We start from the raw sequence: 16489 nt of genomic DNA on the forward strand, positions 1-16489 counted from the left end.
GGGTTACCCCTGGATGACCTGCGGCTGCGACACCGACTTCAACCCGGCGGTCCCGAACTCCTGGCCGTAGCCCGACTGCTTGGCACCGCCGAACGGGACCGCCGGGTGGATGCTGCCGTGCGAGTTGATCCACACCGTGCCCGCGGTAATGCGGGCGGCCACCTCGCGCGCGCGGTTCTTGTCCGCGGACCACACGGAGCCGCCGAGGCCCACGTCCAGCGCGTTGGCGAGCCGCACGGCCTCGTCGAGGTCGGTGTACCGCACGATGGGCAGGGCCGGGCCGAACTGCTCTTCGACCACGAGCGCGGCCGCGGGATCGATGTCGGCGACGAGGGTCGTCGGGTAAAAGAAGCCGGTCGCGTCCCGATCCGGCGTCCCGCCCATGACGACGCGGGCACCGGACGCCTTCGCCGACTCGACCAGGCGATCCACGACATCGAACTGCATCTGGTTCTGCAGCGGCCCCAGGAGATTCTCCTCCGACAGGCCGACACCCATGGGGACATTCGCGGCGAACTCCGCGAGCGCCGCGACGACCTCGTCGTAGATCGCGTTGGGAACGTAGAGCCGTTTCAGCGCCGCACAGGTCTGTCCCGTGTTGATGAACGCGCCCCAGAACAGGCCCTCGGCGATCGCCTTCGGATCGACGTCGTCGAGCACGATGCCGGCGTCGTTGCCGCCGAGCTCCAGGGTGAGGCGTTTCAGGTTGCCGGAGCTCGCCTCGACGATGCGCTTGCCGGTACGGGTTGACCCCGTGAACATGATCTTGTCGATGCGCTCGCTCGCGACGATCCGCGCCCCCAGCTCGCCGCCGCCGGAGACGGCGGTGAGGACGCCCGCGGGCAGCTCGGTGTTCAGCACGTGCACGAGGGCGAGCCCCGACAGCGGGGTGTACTCGGACGGTTTCTGCACCACGGTGTTCCCCATCCGGAGGGAGGGCGCGATCTGCCAGATCGCGATCATCATGGGCCAGTTCCAGGGGGTGATCGCACCGACGGTGCCGAGCGGGCGATAGTGCATCTCCGCGTAGGTGTCGCCGTCGTCAATGACGGTCTCCACGGGCAGTGGGGTGTCGGCGGTGACGCGGAGCCAGGTGACACACGCGCCCACCTCGAAGCGGGCGTTCGGGCCGTTGAGCGGCTTGCCTTGCTCGCGCGACAGGATCTCGACGAGCGCCTCGGCGTTCGCCTCGACCGCGTCAGCCGCGCGGTGCAGGATCGCCACGCGCTCGTCATTGCTGAGGCCGGCCCAGGATGCCTGCGCGGCGACCGCGGTGTCGATGGCCCGGTCGACGTCGGCATCGGTGTTGACGGGGGCGCGCCCGATCAGTTCGCCCGTCGCCGGGTCGAAGATCTCGCGGGAGTCGGGGCCGTCCGCGGTGATGGCGGCGAGCAGGGTGGAAGCGGTAAACATGAGGGATCCTTTCGGTCAGTCTCTGGGTAGGGGTGGAACGGCTACTTGCCGCACCCGCAGCTCGGGCTGCCGCAGGCGCAGCGCTCGCCGCCGCAGCAGCCGCAGCCGCCGCTCGAACAGCAGCCGTCCTCGTCCATCGCGCAGGAGGAGCGGGATTCGGCGGGCAGATCGAGGGTCGGATTCTGATCAAAGAAGCCCTGCGGCTTGAACCAGAACCCGGAGTAGTCCACGGGCATCACCGGCCAGTCCTCGGTGCGCGGGAAGTGCGTGAGCCCGAAGGAGTGCCACATGACGATGTCTTCGCCGTCGAGGCTGCGATCCGCTTTCGTCCAGGTGGGGAGGCCGTCCCAGCCCGAGCTCTGGTTCGGGTACAGGCCCGCCGGGTACAGCTCACCCTCCGCGAACTGGGTGCCCCACAGGTGCTTCGTGGCAAACGCGGCGCGCGCGTACACAGACGACCCCGGCTGCGCGAGGAGCAGCGATTTCTCCTCGGGGATCAGCCAGTACGCGGTGGGCTTGCCCACGATGTTCGTGCGATGGGCGCTCGCGACCTGCCAGACGCGGCTCATCGGTCCGTTGGCGAGGCGCTGAGCGCCCTGCTCGGTCGTCAGCTGAGTGTTCGACCAGGTGAAGGCATTGCCGTAGGGGTTGTCGGGACCCATGGGAATCTGCACCGCCTCGATCTCGTGCAGCGTGTTGTCTTCGCCGTCGATCGCGACGTCGAGCCGCGCGGAGAAGATGTGCTGGTGGATCGGCGTGAAGATCCCGGGGGAGATCTCGGTGTTGTGGGCGTTCGGGGTGCCCGGGATCCCGGCACCGGGGAACACGATGCCGGTGGCCTTGGCCTCGAACTGGATCGCGCCATCGAGGTAGAAGTACCAGAAGAAGCCGTAGTCGTAGTTGCCGATCGTCGCAAAGTAGCTGATGACCAGGCGGCGGCTGCGACGGGTCTCGGTCTCACCGTCGTCGTTCGTGTGCTTCCACTGGATCCCGTAATCTTCCTCGTGCATGCAGATCACCTGCGGAATCTTGACCGCGTGCCCGTGGTCGTCGTTCACGAAGCCGTCGAAGTAGTGGATCACCCCGAGGCAGTCGCAGCCGAGCGCGAGGGAGTTGGCGCAGCGGCTGAGCAGGTACTCGCCCGCGTCGAAGTAGCTGATCCAGTACCGGGTTTCGTCGGTGTCCCCGTAGGGGACGACCATCTCGGGCACGCTGGCGCGGGTCAGAATGGGGCGAAGCTCCTCGCCCTGGTGCCAGCCGATGTTGTTCAGGACGAGGCCCTCGCGGGAGTTGAAGCCGACGTGAAGGTCCCAGTTTTCCCACCGGACCCGGTTGCCGTCGACGGAAAAGCTCGGCCCCTCCGGCATCGTGATGTCGATGGGCTTCAGCGTGGTGCGGGCGGGGCCGTGCGCGTCGAGGCCGTAGTTGCCGTTGCGCATCGGCGTCGGGACATCGCCCTCGTCGAAGACGTCGATGACGCGCTGCGTGGTGAGATCGACCCGCACCAGCATGCCCTCGACCGGGTGCGCCCAGGGGCTGTCGCCCTCGTTGGGGGTGAGGTATACGAGCGAGCGCACGAAGCGGCGTCCCTGCTCGTCCTCCCGGCCGAAGTAGCCGGGCGCGAGCGGGGAGCAGTACGCGGTGTCGATGTACTCGCCCAGGCCGCGGCGCTCCATCGCGGCGCGCCACTCGGGGGACGCCTTCACGATGTCGCCGACGCCCGTGAACTCTTCCATGAGCACGGCGGCCTGGCCGTAGGGGGCTTCGGTCGTGGGGAGCGTTCGGGAGGATTCGATCTGCTCGGTGACGAGGGACACCACCACCTCGGTGTGCTCGATGGTGGCGCGATCGAGCAGTGTGAAGACCACTCGGCGCGGGATCGGATCACCCGGCTTCCACGCCGCGAGTTCGGGCTTCGGCGGCTCCTGCAGAAGGAGCATCGCGACGCGGACGTGCTCGGTGAGGAGGCCTGCCGCCTCGATCACGCGGCGGGCCGCCGTAATCTCCGCCTCGTTCAGCGGGTCGAGGGGATGCATCGCCGTGACGGGCGTGCTCACCCGCTTCCCGTGGGTGTGCGTCGTGTCGGGTGCGTGCGTCATGGGGTCCCTCACTCTTCATTGATGATCCGGATGGTCCCAGTATCGAGGTGACGCTGCCTCGGGGCGCGCGGTTCTGCACGCTCGTGCGCCGGGAGTCAAGAGCATCACGCCAGGAGGTGACTCCGGAACTGTCGGTGTCGGATCCTGCGCCGGCGCCACCTGCAAGCGCTCAGTCGGCAGACCGCCGCCAGCCGCCAGTTGCCCTCAGCTGTCGGCTGTCAGCCGACGGCTTCCGACAGCCGCCACCCGCGAGCTGTGAGCCGCCACCCGCGAGCTGTGAGCCGTCAGCCGCCGTGAGCCGGCCCCGGCCTCGCCGCTACCCCGCGGCCGCCTCCGTGCGCAGCTGCCGCGGGGAGACGCCGTACGCGGCTCGGAAATTCCGGCTGAAGTGGGCCGCATCCGGAAACCCCCAGGAGGCGGCGATCGCGGCAATCCCCGTGCCGGCGTGCGCGGGATCCAGCAGATCCGCCCGGCATTTTTCGAGCCGGCGCTCCTTGATCCACGCGGAGACGGAGGTGCCCGTCTTCTGGAACAGCGTGTGCAGGTGACGGGTGGAGATGAAGTGCGCCGCGGCGATCTCGTCGGGGGAGAGCGAGGGGGAGCGCAGGCGCGCCAGGATGAAGCCCGTGATCTCGCGCAGCAGCGCCTGATGCGGGTCCACCGTGGGGGCGTCGACGTCGAACACCGCGGCGAGCGCGGAGTTCAGGAGTTCGATGCTGGTGTGCGCGAGCTTGGTGCGGGCGGGCGCGGTGAGCTCGTGCAGGTGCGGTGCCGCGTTGGTGATGAACGTGGCCACCGCATCCGCGAGCGGGTGCTGGTCGCCGAGCGATACCGCGGTCAGCGAGTCGGTGAATCCGGCGGGGAACTCCAGGCGCTGCTTCGGGAACATCATGATCAGGTTGCTGAACGGGGTATCGAACAGCAGCGAGTACTCCTGCGAGGTGTCGTAGAAGCAGATGTCGCCGGGCCGCATCACGGCCTCGCGACCGTTCTGAATCAGGACGCCGGATCCGGCGAGCAGCAGACTCACCTTGATGTAGCCCGCGCCGCCGCGGGCGATGCCCCCGGCCGTCCGCTCAACGAGCTGCGGCCGGGCCCGGACCTCCGTGAACGCGACCTCGTCGGCGTTGACGCCGCGGAGCGCCCCCGCGAACGGGCCGGGGCCGGTCGGCGTGATCCTGAGCGGCACGAACGATTCGTCAACGGTGCGCTGGTACGCGTCGATATCGTGTGTGCGCGTTGGCAGTGACGCTGCCGTGCGTGAACTCTGCATTGCTGTTCCCTCAGGGCGGACCCGGACTCCTGTGTCGGCGGTGTGCGCCTGAGCTTAGCCCATGTTGCGGCGCGCGGCTATCCGCTTGGCAAGCGCGGTGCCCGTGGCACACGGCCTGCCGATCTTGCGCTGCGGTGTAGAAAACCCGCGGCGAACTTGTCTCTCCGCGCTCGATGGCCCGGGGCGGGCGCGCGATCCGGCACCGCGTGTGAGGATCTGCGTCAGGCTTCGCGGCGACGAGAGACGGTCGCGCCGAGCCCGCCCGGACGGCAACGACGCCGCCCGGACCCACCGGACAAAGGAGTTCCTCGTGACTGATCCTTCCCCAGGCGGCCTTGCGAAAAACCAGCTCGGCGTCGCTTCGATCGTGTTCCTCGTGCTGGCCGCGGTGGCACCCGTGACCGTGGGCATCGTCGTGCTCCCGCTCGCGATCTCCCACGGCAACGGCGGCGGCGTTCCGGTCGCGGTCATCATTGTCGCGCTCGCACTGCTCCTCTTCGCCGTCGGCTACGCGCAGATGACGAAAGAACTCACGAACGCTGGCGGTTTCTACGCGATCGTCGTCAAAGGGCTGGGCCGTGCGGCGGGCCTCATCACCGGCATCATCGCGACGATCGGCTACAACGTGTTCGTCGCGGGCGCACTCGGCACGATCGGGTTCTTCACCGGCGCGGTCGCCTTCCCCATGATCTTCGGCTTCGAGGTGAACTGGTTCCTGTGCGGATTCGTGCTGTTCACGATCGTGTTCCTGCTCGCCCGATCCGGCATTCACCTGAGTGCCGTGGTGCTCGGGGTCGCGCTCGTGCTGGAGATCCTGCTCCTCCTCGCGTTCGCGGTCTCGGTGCTCGTCCAGACGGGCTTTAGCGTCGAGGCGTTCACGCTCGCGTTCAGCCCGGAGATCCTGGTCGGCGGGTCGGTCTGGATCGGACTGTTGCTCGTGGCGACCGCCTTCATCGGCTTCGAAGCGACCGCGCTCTTCGGCGAGGAGGCGCGGGATCCGCGCCGCACGGTGCCCCGCGCGACCTATGTGGCGATCATCGTGATCGGGCTGCTGCACGCCTTCGCCGCCTGGGCGATCGTCAGCGCGCTCGGCGTGCGGGACGCGCAGGCCGCGGGCCTCGCACACGAGGAAGACGGCGACCTGACCCTCGCGCTGATCGGCGACTACCTCGGACCCTTCATGGGAATCGTGGCCGTGATTCTCCTGGTGATCAGCCTCTTCGCCGCGCAGCTCGCGTTCCACAATTCGGCGGCGCGCTACCTGTACGCGCTCGGCCGCGCGCACGTGCTCCCGCGGTGGCTGGCCCGCACCAATGCGCACGGCGCGCCGCAGCGCGGATTGTTCGTGAACTATGTCTTCGGGCTGATCGTTGCGGCGATCTTCGCGTTTGCCGTCGACACGGATCTGCCGCCGATCTTCACGCTCGTGCCCGTGGGACTCGGAATCGGCACGCTCTCCGTGATGATCGTGCAGGCGATCGCGGCCCTCGCGGTGGTCGTGTATTTCCGGCGCAGGCGCGATCCGCGGTGGTGGCGCACCTGCATCGCGCCCGGGCTCGGCTTCCTCGCGCTGCTCACGTTCAGCATCATGGCGCTCGCGAACTTCGACCTCGTGGCCGGATCCGACGCCGGGTATGTGCTTGCCCTGCCGGGGGTGCTGGTCGCCGCGATCGTGGGCGGGCTCGCGTATGCCTGGTACTTGCGAGCCCGACGCCCGGATACCTACGCGAGCCTGGTGCGCGATCTGGAGGACTTCACGGAGCTCCCGAGCTAGTCCTGGCGTGGCACCCGGCCGATTCCGGTCCCCGGGCGATTCCGGGCCCCGGCCGGTTCCGGGCCCCGGGCGATTCCGGCCTGGCCGCCGTCCGGCTGTCTCGCTGTCTGGCTGTCGCCTGGCTGTCTGGCTGTCGCCGAGCTGCTTGGCTGGCCGTCCTTACCGAGCCAATTTCGCCCAAACGACCCATTTTCTGCCAAATTTCCATCGCCGTAGATAATTTGGCTCGATTTGGGCGAGCCGGGGAGCCACGCCACGCCACGCCGCGCACGCAACGCAGTGAGGGGGTCGGGGCGCTCGCGCCCCGACCCCCTCACGGGTGATCCCGCCTTACAGCGTGTTGCCGAGCTTGAAGCCCTTCTCGCCGTCCTCGTCACGCGTGTACGAGAAGCCGTCGGCGCCGATGGTCACGGCCATCTCCGACGCGTCGGTGCGCGCGATCACGGGCTGCGGGTTGCCGTCGAGATCGAGCACGAGCGACGCCTCCGTGTACCAGGACGGCACAACCGGGTTGCCCCACCAGTCGCGGCGCTGGTTGTCGTGCACGTCCCAGGTGACGACCGGGTTGTCCGGGTCGCCGGTGTAGTAATCCTGGGTGTAGATCTCGACGCGGTGGCCGTCCGGGTCCAGGATGTAGAGGTAGAACGCGTTCGAGACGCCGTGGCGGCCGGGGCCGCGCTCGATCCGGTCCGACATGCGCAGCGCGCCGAGCTTGTCGCAGATCGCGAGGATGTTGTGCTTCTCGTGCGTGGAGAACGCGACGTGGTGCATGCGGGGGCCGTCGCCGCCCGTGGCTGCCGTGTCGTGCACGGTCGGCTTGCGGCGCAGCCACGCCGCGTAGACGGTGCCCTCCTCGTCCTGGATATCCTCCGTGACGCGGAAGCCGAGATCCTGGTAGTGGCGCACGGCGCGGGGCACGTCGGGGGTGACCTGGTTGAAGTGGTCGAGACGCACGAGCGCGCCCGGCGTGTAGAGGTCGTAGCGCCAAGCGAGCCGCTCGACGTGCTCGACGTCGTAGAAGAACTCGTAGGGGAAGCCCAGCGGATCCTCGACGCGCACCGAATCGCCGATGCCCTTGGTGAAGCCCTCGGCGCGACGCTCAACGCGGCAGCCCAGCTCCGTGTAGAACGCGACGGCCTTGTCGAGGTCCTCGGGGGTGCGCACGCGGTACGAGAACGCGGCGACCGCGGCGACGGGGCCCTTGCGGAGCACCAGGTTGTGGTGGATGAACTCCTCGAGCGAGCGGAGGTAGATCGTGGTGTCGTCCTCCTCGGTCACGGTCAGGCCGAGCACGTCCACGTAGAACGCACGCGAGGCCGCAAGGTCGGTGACCACGAGCTCCATGTACGCGCAGCGCAGGATGTCCGGTGCCGGTGCCGACGGGGTCGGGATCGGGTTCGCGGCGTTGATGGGGGCTTCCTTGGTGACGTAGAAGCCGGATGAGGTCTTTTCACGACCTGCGAGTTCAGACATATCGTTGTCCTTCAATCAATCTTCGGATGGATCCGCGCGACGGAGCGCGGTCGGGGGAAAGGGTCTTGCGAAAATCGTGGCCAGCGGGCTGGCGGTGGGGATCCGGCACCGGCCGCGAACGGTGCGCCGCCGGTGCCGGATCCCGGGCCGGTTACTTGCCGGCGCCGAAGCGCGGCGAATGCGCCTCGTTGAGGGTGATCTGGATCGACTGCGCGGTCGTGTAGAAGTCGACCGAGCGGTAGCCGCCCTCGCGGCCGAGGCCTGAGGCCTTGACGCCACCGAACGGGGTGCGCAGGTCGCGCACGTTGTTCGAGTTGAGCCACACCATGCCCGATTCGATGCCGTGCGCGAAGTTGTGGGCGCGCTTCAGGTTCGAGGTCCACACGTAGGCGGCGAGGCCGTACTTCGTGTTGTTCGCGAGCTCGAGTGCTTCTTCGTCGGTGTCGAAGGGGGTGATCGCGACGACCGGGCCGAAGATCTCCTCCTGGAAGATGCGCGCGTCGGGGGCGACGTCCGCGAACACGGTCGGAGCGACGTAGTTGCCCTCGGGGAAGCCCTCGGGGCGACCGCCGCCGGCGACGAGGCGGCCCTCGCTCTTGCCGATCTCGACGTAGCTCATGACCTTCTCGAAGTGGCTCGGGTGCACGAGCGCGCCGACCTCGGTGCCCGGATCGGAGGGCAGGCCGACGACGATGTTCTTCGCACGCTCCGCGTAGCGGGCCACGAAGTCGTCGTAGATCGAGCGCTCGACGAGCACGCGGCTGCCCGCGGTGCAGCGCTCGCCGTTCAGGCTGAACACGCTGAACACGGTGGCGTCGAGCGCCTCTTCGAGGTCAGCGTCGGCGAAGACCACCGAGGGGCTCTTGCCGCCGAGCTCGAGCGACAGGCCCTTGAGGAAGGGGGCCGCGTTCGTGGAGATCATCGCGCCGGTGGAGCTGTCGCCGGTGAAGGAGATCAGGGGCACGTCGGGGTGCTTGACGAGCGCGTCGCCGGCGACGCTGCCCGAGCCGAGGATCAGGTTGAACACGCCCTCGGGCACGCCGGCCTCGCGGAAGATCTCGGGCCACAGGGCCGCCGACAGCGGCGTGTAGCTCGCGGGCTTCAGCACGACGGTGTTGCCGGTCGCGATGGCCGGGGCCAGCTTCCAGGACTCCTGCATGAACGGCACGTTCCAGGGCGTGATCAGGCCCGCAACGCCCTTGGGCTTGCGGTTCACGTAGTTGATCTGGCGGCCCGGCACCTTGGTGACGTTGTCGTGCTCGGCGACGATCAGGTCGGCGAAGAAGCGGAAGTTCTCGGCCGCGCGACGCGCCTGGCCCTTGGCCTGGGTGATGGGCAGGCCGGAGTCCCAGCTCTCGATGAGCGCGAGCTGCTCGTCGCGGGACTCGACGATGTCGGCGACCTTGTGGAGGATCCGCGAGCGCTCGCGGGGGAGCATCGTCGGCCAGGGGCCCTCATCGAAGGCGCGCTTCGCTGCGGCGACGGCGAGATCGACGTCTTCCTTCTGGGCGGACGCGGCCGTGATGTAGACCTCGTTGGTGACGGGCTCGATCACGTCGAACTCTGCACCACTGATGGCGTCGACGAACTCGCCGTCGATGAAGAGCTGAATCTTCTCGGGCAGGCCTTCGGGCTTCTGGTGGGTCATGATCTCTGCTTTCTGAGGTGATACTGCGGGATTCGGATGGTTGGGGAGGATCCGGGCCGGGGGCGCCGGATCAGGCGGCCGGGGCCGCGCTCGGGTGCGCGGCCCCGGGCTGCGCGTGCTGGTGGTCGATGACCGCGTCGAGCGTGGCGGTGCGGTGCGCGCGGGCGGCCAGCTCGATCTCGAGGGCGGACGCGCCCTGCTCGATGAGCTGGAGGAGCCGCTCGTGTTCGTCCACCGATTCGCTGGCGCGGCCGGGGACGAAGCTGAACGACGAGTTGCGCAGCACCTTCATGCGGTTCCAGCCGCGGTGCACCAGGTCGAGGATGTGGGGGTTCGGGCAGGTCTCGAACAGCACGCTGTGAAACTCGAGGTTGAGCTCCGTGAAGCGCTGCGGATCAAAGGCGCTGAGCGACTCCCGCATCGTCTGGTTGACGGCGCGGGCACGGGCGACCTGGTCGGCCGTGATGAACGGCGCAGCGAGCCCGGTGGCGGATCCCTCGACGAGGGCGAGCGTCTGCATCGTGTGCAGGTACTCGGTCTCCTTGACGAGGGCGACCTGTGCGCCGACGTTGCGCTCGAACGTGACGAGCTGTTCGGCCTCGAGCCGGCGAATCGCCTCGCGCACCGGCACCACTGACATGTCGAGCTCCGCCGCAATCGGGGCGAGGACGAGCCGGTAGCCCGGCACGTACTGGCCGCTGTCGATCCGCTCGCGGATCAGGCGATACGCGCGTTCAGACTTCGACTCGGCGGACACGATTACGCCTGCGTTCCGGCCGTGCCGCGCGACGCCTCGTACTTGGCGCGCCACTCGGCGTTCATCGGGAACAGGCCGTCGACGGCGTGGCCCTCGGCGACGCGGTCCGCAACCCAGGCGTCCGCGAGCTCCTGCTCCGCGGCCTCAGCAGCGACCTCGGCGAGCAGGAACGGGGGGATCACGATCACGCCGTCGCGGTCGCCCATGATGACGTCGCCGGGCTGCACCGCGGCACCGCCGCAGGCGATCGTCACGTCGGTCTCCCACGGCACGTGGCGGCGGCCGAGCACGCTCGGGTGCGCGCCCTGTGAGAACACGGGGATGTCGAACTCCTGGACGGCCGCGAAGTCGCGCACGCCGCCGTCGGTGACGACCCCCGCCGCGCCGCGCACCTGGGCGCGGAGCGCGAGCACGTCGCCGACCGTGCCGGTCGAGGGGATGCCGCGCGCCTCGACGACGAGCACCTCGCCCGGGTTCACCGTGTCGAAGGCGCGCTTCTGGGCGTTGAAACCGCCGGCGTGCGCCGTGAACAAATCGGGGCGGAACGGGATGAAGCGCAGGGTCTTGGCCGTGCCGAGGATCCGGTCACCCTCGTGGTTCGGGTGCACCCCGTCGATGAAGATGTCGACGTAGCCGCGCTTGCGCAGTGCCGCGGAGACCGTCGCGACGGCGACGCCGTCGAGCAGCTCGCGGATCTCGTCGGTGAGCGGGCCGCTGGCGGCCGCATCGCCGTCGAGCGGCGTGGCGCGGCCCGCGGCCACGGCGGCGGCGTGCTCCTCCTCGCTGCCCCAGGCTTCGATGCGCTGCAGGTCGTCGGTCTTCGGGGTGTTGCCGAAGTCGCCGAAGGCCGTGGTGCCCTGGGTGACGGTGGTCACGAGCCGCCCGGTCGTCGGGGCGCCGGGGGCACCCGGGGCGTCGACCTCGACCTCGACCACATCGCCCGGGAGGACCACGGAGGATCCGGCGGGCGTGCCGGTGAGGATCACGTCGCCCGGCTCGAGGGTCATGTGCTGCGAGAGGTCGGCGACGAGCTGGCCGAAGGGGAACTTCAGCGTGTCGCTGGTGTCGTCCTGGACGAGCGAGCCGTTGACCCAGGTGCGTACGCGCCACGCGTCCTGACCGATGCCCTCGGTCGGGATCGCGGCGGGGCCGATGGGGGTGAAGCCGTCGCCGCCCTTGTTGCGCACGTTCGAGCCCTTGTCGGCGGCGCGCAGGTCGTAGAGGCCGAAGTCATTCGCGGCGGTGACCTGGGAGACGTAGTCCCAGCCGGCTTCGGGGGAGACCCAGCGTGCGGTCTTGCCGATCACGAGGGCGATCTCGCCCTCGAATGCGAGGAGCTCGGTGCCGGCGGGGCGTTCAATGGTGCCGCCGGTGGGGGCGAGCGAAGACGCCGGCTTGAAGAAGTAGGACGGGAACGCGGGCGTGCGGCCGCGCTGCGCGATCCTCGACGGATAGTTCAGGTGAACGGCAATGATCTTGCCGGGGGTGTCGATTCCGTACGTCATGGCAACCTCGCTCATCTCGTTGTATTTCTTATCGTATACGATCCGCGGGGATTTGGGAAGCGGACCCGGATCCCGCGGCTGGGGCAGGCCTGCCGCGAGTGCTGGGGTGCGTCTGTCGCGGGTGCTGGGCCAAGTCTGTCGCGGGTGCTGGGTCAGGTCTGTCGCGGGTGCTGGGCCAGTTCTGTCGCGGGTTCGGGGGCCTGCTTCCCGCGAGCCCCGCCCGCACAGCCATCCGGTTGCCCAGTCACCCGGCGCCTCGGCCACCCGCACCCGCGCGACCGCCCACCCGCGCTCACCAAAACCTCGGAGATCCTGCACCCATGCCCGGTTTCGGGCGGCACATCTCCTCGATCTTCGTGAATCTCCTGTGGTTTGGGTGATGTGGGACCGGGGTGAGCCGCGCGATCCCGCATCGATGCCGAGGCTGATTGCGTCGACCTCTGCGAATGCCAGTGCCCGTGCAGTTGCCGGGCAGCACCGAGGCCCACCCGGCGCTTCAGCCACCCACGCCCGCGCAGTCGCACGCACCCGCGCAGCCGCCCGCACCTGCGCAACCGCCCACCCGCCCTCACCAAAACCTCGGAGATCCTGCGCCCATGTCCGGTTTCGGGCAGCACATATCCTCGATTTTCGTGAATCTCCTGTGGTTTGGGTGACGCGGGTCCGCGTGTGCCGCGCGATCCCGCACCGATGCCGAGGCTGATTGTGTCGACCGGTGCGAGTGCCACTGCCCGTGCAGTCGCCCGGGAGCATCGATGCCCAGCCGGAGCCTCAGCCACCGACGCCCACGCAGCCGCCCGCACCTGCGCAACCGCCCGCACCCGCGCGACCGCCCACCCGCGCTTACCAAAACCTCGGAGATCCTGCGCCGATGTTCGGTTTCCGGGAGTGAATCTCCTCGATTTCGGTGAATCTCCTGCGGTTTGGGTGACGCGGGGCGGGGGAGGCCACGGGTTCCCGCACCCGCGCGCCCACGAACGGGCCGACGGACCGAGGCTACGACGGGACATCAACGTGACCCCACCTCCACCCCGCACCGCGCCACCCCGCACCATCGCACAGGCGCGTCTTAGTAGCTCGCGCGCGGGCCGTCAGCCGAATCGACCGCCCCGACGAAGCGCTCCACGAGCGCCTCCGTCTGGCGGGCGAGGATCGCGACGTCCGCGCCGACCGCGACAAACGACGCACCGGCGGCGATGTAGCGCTCGGCGTCGGCCGGCACAAACGCGTTGACGCCGACGGGTTTCCCCGCCGCAACGCCGGCCGCGATGGCGCGCAGTACGCCCGCGACCACGTCCGGGTGTCCCTGCTGGCCCAGCAGGCCCATCGAGGCGGCGAGGTCTGACGGCCCGACGAAGATCGCATCCACCCCGTCAACCGCGACAATCCGCTCCACGTCGGCGACGGCGGCCGCGGACTCGATCTGCACGGTCAGGCTGATCGTCTCGTTGGCGCGGCCGAGGTAGCCCTCGACCCGGTTCCAGCGTGCCGAGCGCGCAAGGGCCGAGCCCACGCCGCGGACGCCGCCGCCGGCGGTGCCGTCCGGGTAGCGCACCGCGCGCACGATCTGCTCGGCTTGCTCGGCGGAGTCCACCATCGGGATCAGGAGATTCTGTGCCCCGAGGTCCAGGAACTGCTTGATGGTGACCGTGTCGCCGAACGGGGGGCGCACGAGCGGGGCAACCGGATACGCCGACATGGCGTAGAGCTGTGCCAGCACGGACTCGAGCCCGTTGGGGGAGTGCTCGGCGTCGAGGAGGACCCAGTCGCAGCCGCTGCCAGCGACGATCTCCGCGGTGACGGGGCTCCCCGCGCACGCCCAGAGGCCGATCAGGGGGCGCTCGCTCGCGGCGAGGCGTTCGCGCAGGGTCGCGGGGAGCTCTACACGAATCGGCATGTCACCGAACCCAGCTCGTTGTAGTCGGCGTGGATCGTGTCGCCGCGCTCCACCCACATGGGCTTCGTGAACGATCCGGCGAGAATGATCTCCCCGGCCTCGAGGCTCTGCCCGTGCTGGGCGAGCTTGTTCGCGAGCCAGGCGACGCCCATCGCCGGGTGGCCCAGGATCGCGCCGGCCACGCCGGAGTCCTCGATCGTCTGGTTCCGGTACAGCAGTGCGGGGACCCAGCTGAGATCCACCTCGTCGACCTTGACCGGGCGGCCGCCGATGACCATGGCGCCCATCGCGGCGTTGTCGCTGATGGTGTCGACGATCGTGCGGCCCTCGAGCTCGAGGTGGGAGTTGAGGACCTCGAGCGCCGGAACGACGTAGGCCGTGGCGTCGAGGACGTCGAAGATGGTCACGCCCGGGCCCGCGAGGGGCTTGTCGAGCACGAACGCGAGCTCCACCTCGATGCGCACGTTGGAGTAGCGGTCGAACTCGAGGACGGATCCGGACTCGAAGACCATGTCATCGTGGATCACGCCGTAATCGGGTTCGGAGATGCCGGTGGCGAGCTGCATCACCTTCGAGGTGAGGCCGATCTTGTGGCCCACGAGCTTCGCTCCCTGTGCGATCCGACGATCCGACCACACCTTTTGGATCGCGTAGGAATCTTCGATCACCATGTCCGGGTAGCGTGCGGTGAGCTTCGGCAGAATCGCGCGGTCAATGTCCGCCTGCACGAGTTCATCGGCGATGGCGTCAATCTGTGTCTGGTCGAGCACGGGGCCTCCTTTGGTCGTGATTCAGATCGTATATGATCCGCCCCGAGACCTGCCAGTCCGGGGCCGGGGAATCGCGCAGATCCGGGGCTGTGGCGGCCCGGGCGAAATTGTTATTCTCGGGACGTAGACGATAGTTTGCTTTTTTAGTCAACGTTCGTAGAATGAAAACCGACGGCACACCGACGTGACGTCCATCACACTCCCGGAGCCCGGATCTTCGGCCGGACGTGCGGTGGAACAGCAACGGAGCCTCACCCCATCACACATGTCCAAAGACCGAGAGAAGCAGACATGATGAAGAAAACCCTCACGGGTGTCGCGGCGCTGGCCGCCGCGGCCCTGGCACTGACCGCGTGTTCCGGTGGCGGCGAATCGGCTGGTGGTGGCGACGAAGCCACCGGGGCCGCGAAACCCTTGAGCATCGGCAACTTCCTCGACGTCACCTCCTGGGATCCGTCCCTCGCCGACGTCGGTTTCGACGGCCCGTACCTGTCCGCGATCTACGACCCCCTGCTCGCCATCGATGAGGACGGCACGCCGCAGCCGGCGCTCGCGACCGACTGGGAGGTCTCGGACGACTTCACCACGATCACCATGAACCTCCGCACCGACGCGGTGTTCTCCGATGGCGAGCCCTTCAACGCCGACGCGGCCGTCGCGAGCCTGGACTACCTGAAGCAGGGCGCACGCTCCCAGGAGGCATATCCGAAGGTCGAGAGCTTCGAAGCGATCGACGAGGACACCATCGCGATCCACCTCACCGAGCGCGACGACACGATCCTGTACTTCATGGCGCTGGGACGCAGCTACATGATGTCGCCCGCCGCGATCGACGCGGGAACGCTCGCCGAGCAGCCGGTCGGCTCCGGCCCGTACACGCTGAACGACTCCTCGATTACCGGTGCCGAGTACCACTTCGACAAGGTCCCCGAGCACTGGGCCGCCGATGAATTCCCGTTCGACCCCCTCACGGTGAGCCCCCTCTCTGACGCGACCGCAATGCTCAACGGCATGGAGAGCGGCCAGTTCAACATCATCTACGGCGACAAGACCGCCACCGACCTGGCAGAGGAGCGCGGCTGGAACGTCGCCTCGGGCCTCTCCACCTGGGTGGGCCTCCAGTTCAGCGACCGCGCCGGCGCGACCGAGATGGGCAAGCCGATCGGCGACCTCAAGGTGCGCCAGGCCCTGAACCTCGCCTTCAACGGCCCCGAGATGGTCGAGACGATCGCGCAGGGCGTGGGCGAGGCGACGAACCAGGTGTTCCCCGTGGGGACCCCGGGCTACGTGCCCGCGCTGACCGAGAAGTCGAAGCCGGATCTCGCCGCCGCGAAGGCCCTCCTCGCCGAGGCCGGCTACGCCGACGGCTTCGACGTGACGATGCCGATGGCACCCCCGTTCCAGCCGTGGCAGGCCATCATCGAGCAGACCTTCGGCGAGCTGGGGATCGGCCTCACCTGGAAGGAGACCGACTTCATGCAGTACATGTCGGTCGCCCCGGACTACCCGATGTTTGTCGGCGTGATCGCGATGGACTCGAACCCGATCGCGACCGTGGAACGGCAGATCTCGAAGCCGCAGTGGTACAACCCCACGCCCGGCCTCGAGGCGTTCCCCGAGGTGCAGGCGCAGGTGGACAAGGTCCTCACCGCCGCGCCCGGCGACGCTCAGCTCGCCGAGGTGGAAAAGCTCAACGAGCTGGTCACCGAGCAGGCCTTCTACTCGGTCTGGGCCCAGTCCACGAACTCCTACGTGTCGGCCGCAGAATTCACCGTGACCCCCGTCACCGGCATGATGTTCCCGACGCTGCGGCAGATCTCCCTCCAGGGCTAGTCGCCACCGCGGGGCCGGATCATCCGGCCCCGCGGTGTCGCCACCCC

11 protein-coding genes are annotated in these 16489 nt (G+C 68.7%); 2 read left to right on the top strand and 9 right to left on the bottom strand.

Annotated features, from left to right (window positions below; all coding sequences use genetic code 11):
• Positions 1 to 3: 3 nt before the first annotated feature.
• The 3 genes from D3230_RS11950 to D3230_RS11960 all read right to left on the bottom strand — a co-directional run bounded on the left by D3230_RS11950 (position 4) and on the right by D3230_RS11960 (position 4785).
• On the bottom strand, positions 4 to 1413 hold the full coding sequence (locus D3230_RS11950) for an aldehyde dehydrogenase family protein (RefSeq protein ID WP_202345274.1): 1410 nt from the start codon (positions 1411 to 1413) through the stop codon (positions 4 to 6).
• A 41-nt stretch (positions 1414 to 1454) separates the two neighbouring features.
• On the bottom strand, positions 1455 to 3512 hold the full coding sequence (locus D3230_RS11955; RefSeq protein ID WP_202345275.1) for a primary-amine oxidase: 2058 nt from the start codon (positions 3510 to 3512) through the stop codon (positions 1455 to 1457).
• A gap of 316 nt (positions 3513 to 3828) precedes the next feature.
• On the bottom strand, positions 3829 to 4785 hold the full coding sequence (locus D3230_RS11960) for an AraC-like ligand-binding domain-containing protein (protein ID WP_202345276.1): 957 nt from the start codon (positions 4783 to 4785) through the stop codon (positions 3829 to 3831).
• Positions 4786 to 5095: 310 nt separating this feature from the next.
• On the opposite strand from D3230_RS11960, the gene D3230_RS11965 reads away from it, so the two are divergent.
• A complete protein-coding gene (locus D3230_RS11965) occupies positions 5096 to 6559 on the top strand; it encodes an amino acid permease (RefSeq protein WP_202345277.1) in 1464 nt (487 codons plus the stop codon).
• Between the two features lie 330 nt (positions 6560 to 6889).
• Here the strand turns inward: D3230_RS11965 and hpaD are convergent, their stop codons facing one another.
• The 6 genes from hpaD to D3230_RS11995 all read right to left on the bottom strand — a co-directional run bounded on the left by hpaD (position 6890) and on the right by D3230_RS11995 (position 14609).
• Entirely contained in the window at positions 6890 to 8032 is a 1143-nt protein-coding gene (gene hpaD / locus D3230_RS11970) for a 3,4-dihydroxyphenylacetate 2,3-dioxygenase (protein ID WP_202345278.1), read from the bottom strand.
• 151 nt (positions 8033 to 8183) lie between these two features.
• A complete protein-coding gene (locus D3230_RS11975) occupies positions 8184 to 9680 on the bottom strand; it encodes an aldehyde dehydrogenase (protein ID WP_202345279.1) in 1497 nt (498 codons plus the stop codon).
• A 70-nt stretch (positions 9681 to 9750) separates the two neighbouring features.
• Positions 9751 to 10437: an FCD domain-containing protein gene (locus tag D3230_RS11980; RefSeq protein WP_202345280.1), complete on the bottom strand. Its 687-nt coding sequence runs from the start codon at positions 10435 to 10437 to the stop codon at positions 9751 to 9753.
• A gap of 2 nt (positions 10438 to 10439) precedes the next feature.
• Entirely contained in the window at positions 10440 to 11942 is a 1503-nt protein-coding gene (locus tag D3230_RS11985; RefSeq protein WP_202345436.1) for a fumarylacetoacetate hydrolase family protein, read from the bottom strand.
• A gap of 1069 nt (positions 11943 to 13011) precedes the next feature.
• Complete coding sequence (locus tag D3230_RS11990) at positions 13012 to 13839, bottom strand: HpcH/HpaI aldolase family protein (protein WP_202345281.1); 828 nt, start codon at positions 13837 to 13839, stop codon at positions 13012 to 13014.
• On the bottom strand, positions 13824 to 14609 hold the full coding sequence (locus tag D3230_RS11995; RefSeq protein ID WP_202345282.1) for a fumarylacetoacetate hydrolase family protein: 786 nt from the start codon (positions 14607 to 14609) through the stop codon (positions 13824 to 13826). The genes D3230_RS11990 and D3230_RS11995 overlap by 16 nt, the downstream gene beginning before the upstream one ends.
• Before the next feature lie 291 nt (positions 14610 to 14900).
• On the opposite strand from D3230_RS11995, the gene D3230_RS12000 reads away from it, so the two are divergent.
• The gene (locus tag D3230_RS12000) at positions 14901 to 16442 is read left to right on the top strand and encodes an ABC transporter substrate-binding protein (RefSeq protein WP_237467481.1); all 1542 of its coding nucleotides are present in this window, start codon (positions 14901 to 14903) and stop codon (positions 16440 to 16442) included.
• The last annotated feature ends 47 nt before the right edge of the window (positions 16443 to 16489 follow it).

The organism is Leucobacter chromiireducens subsp. solipictus (assembly GCF_016758195.1).
Taxonomy (GTDB): domain Bacteria; phylum Actinomycetota; class Actinomycetes; order Actinomycetales; family Microbacteriaceae; genus Leucobacter; species Leucobacter solipictus.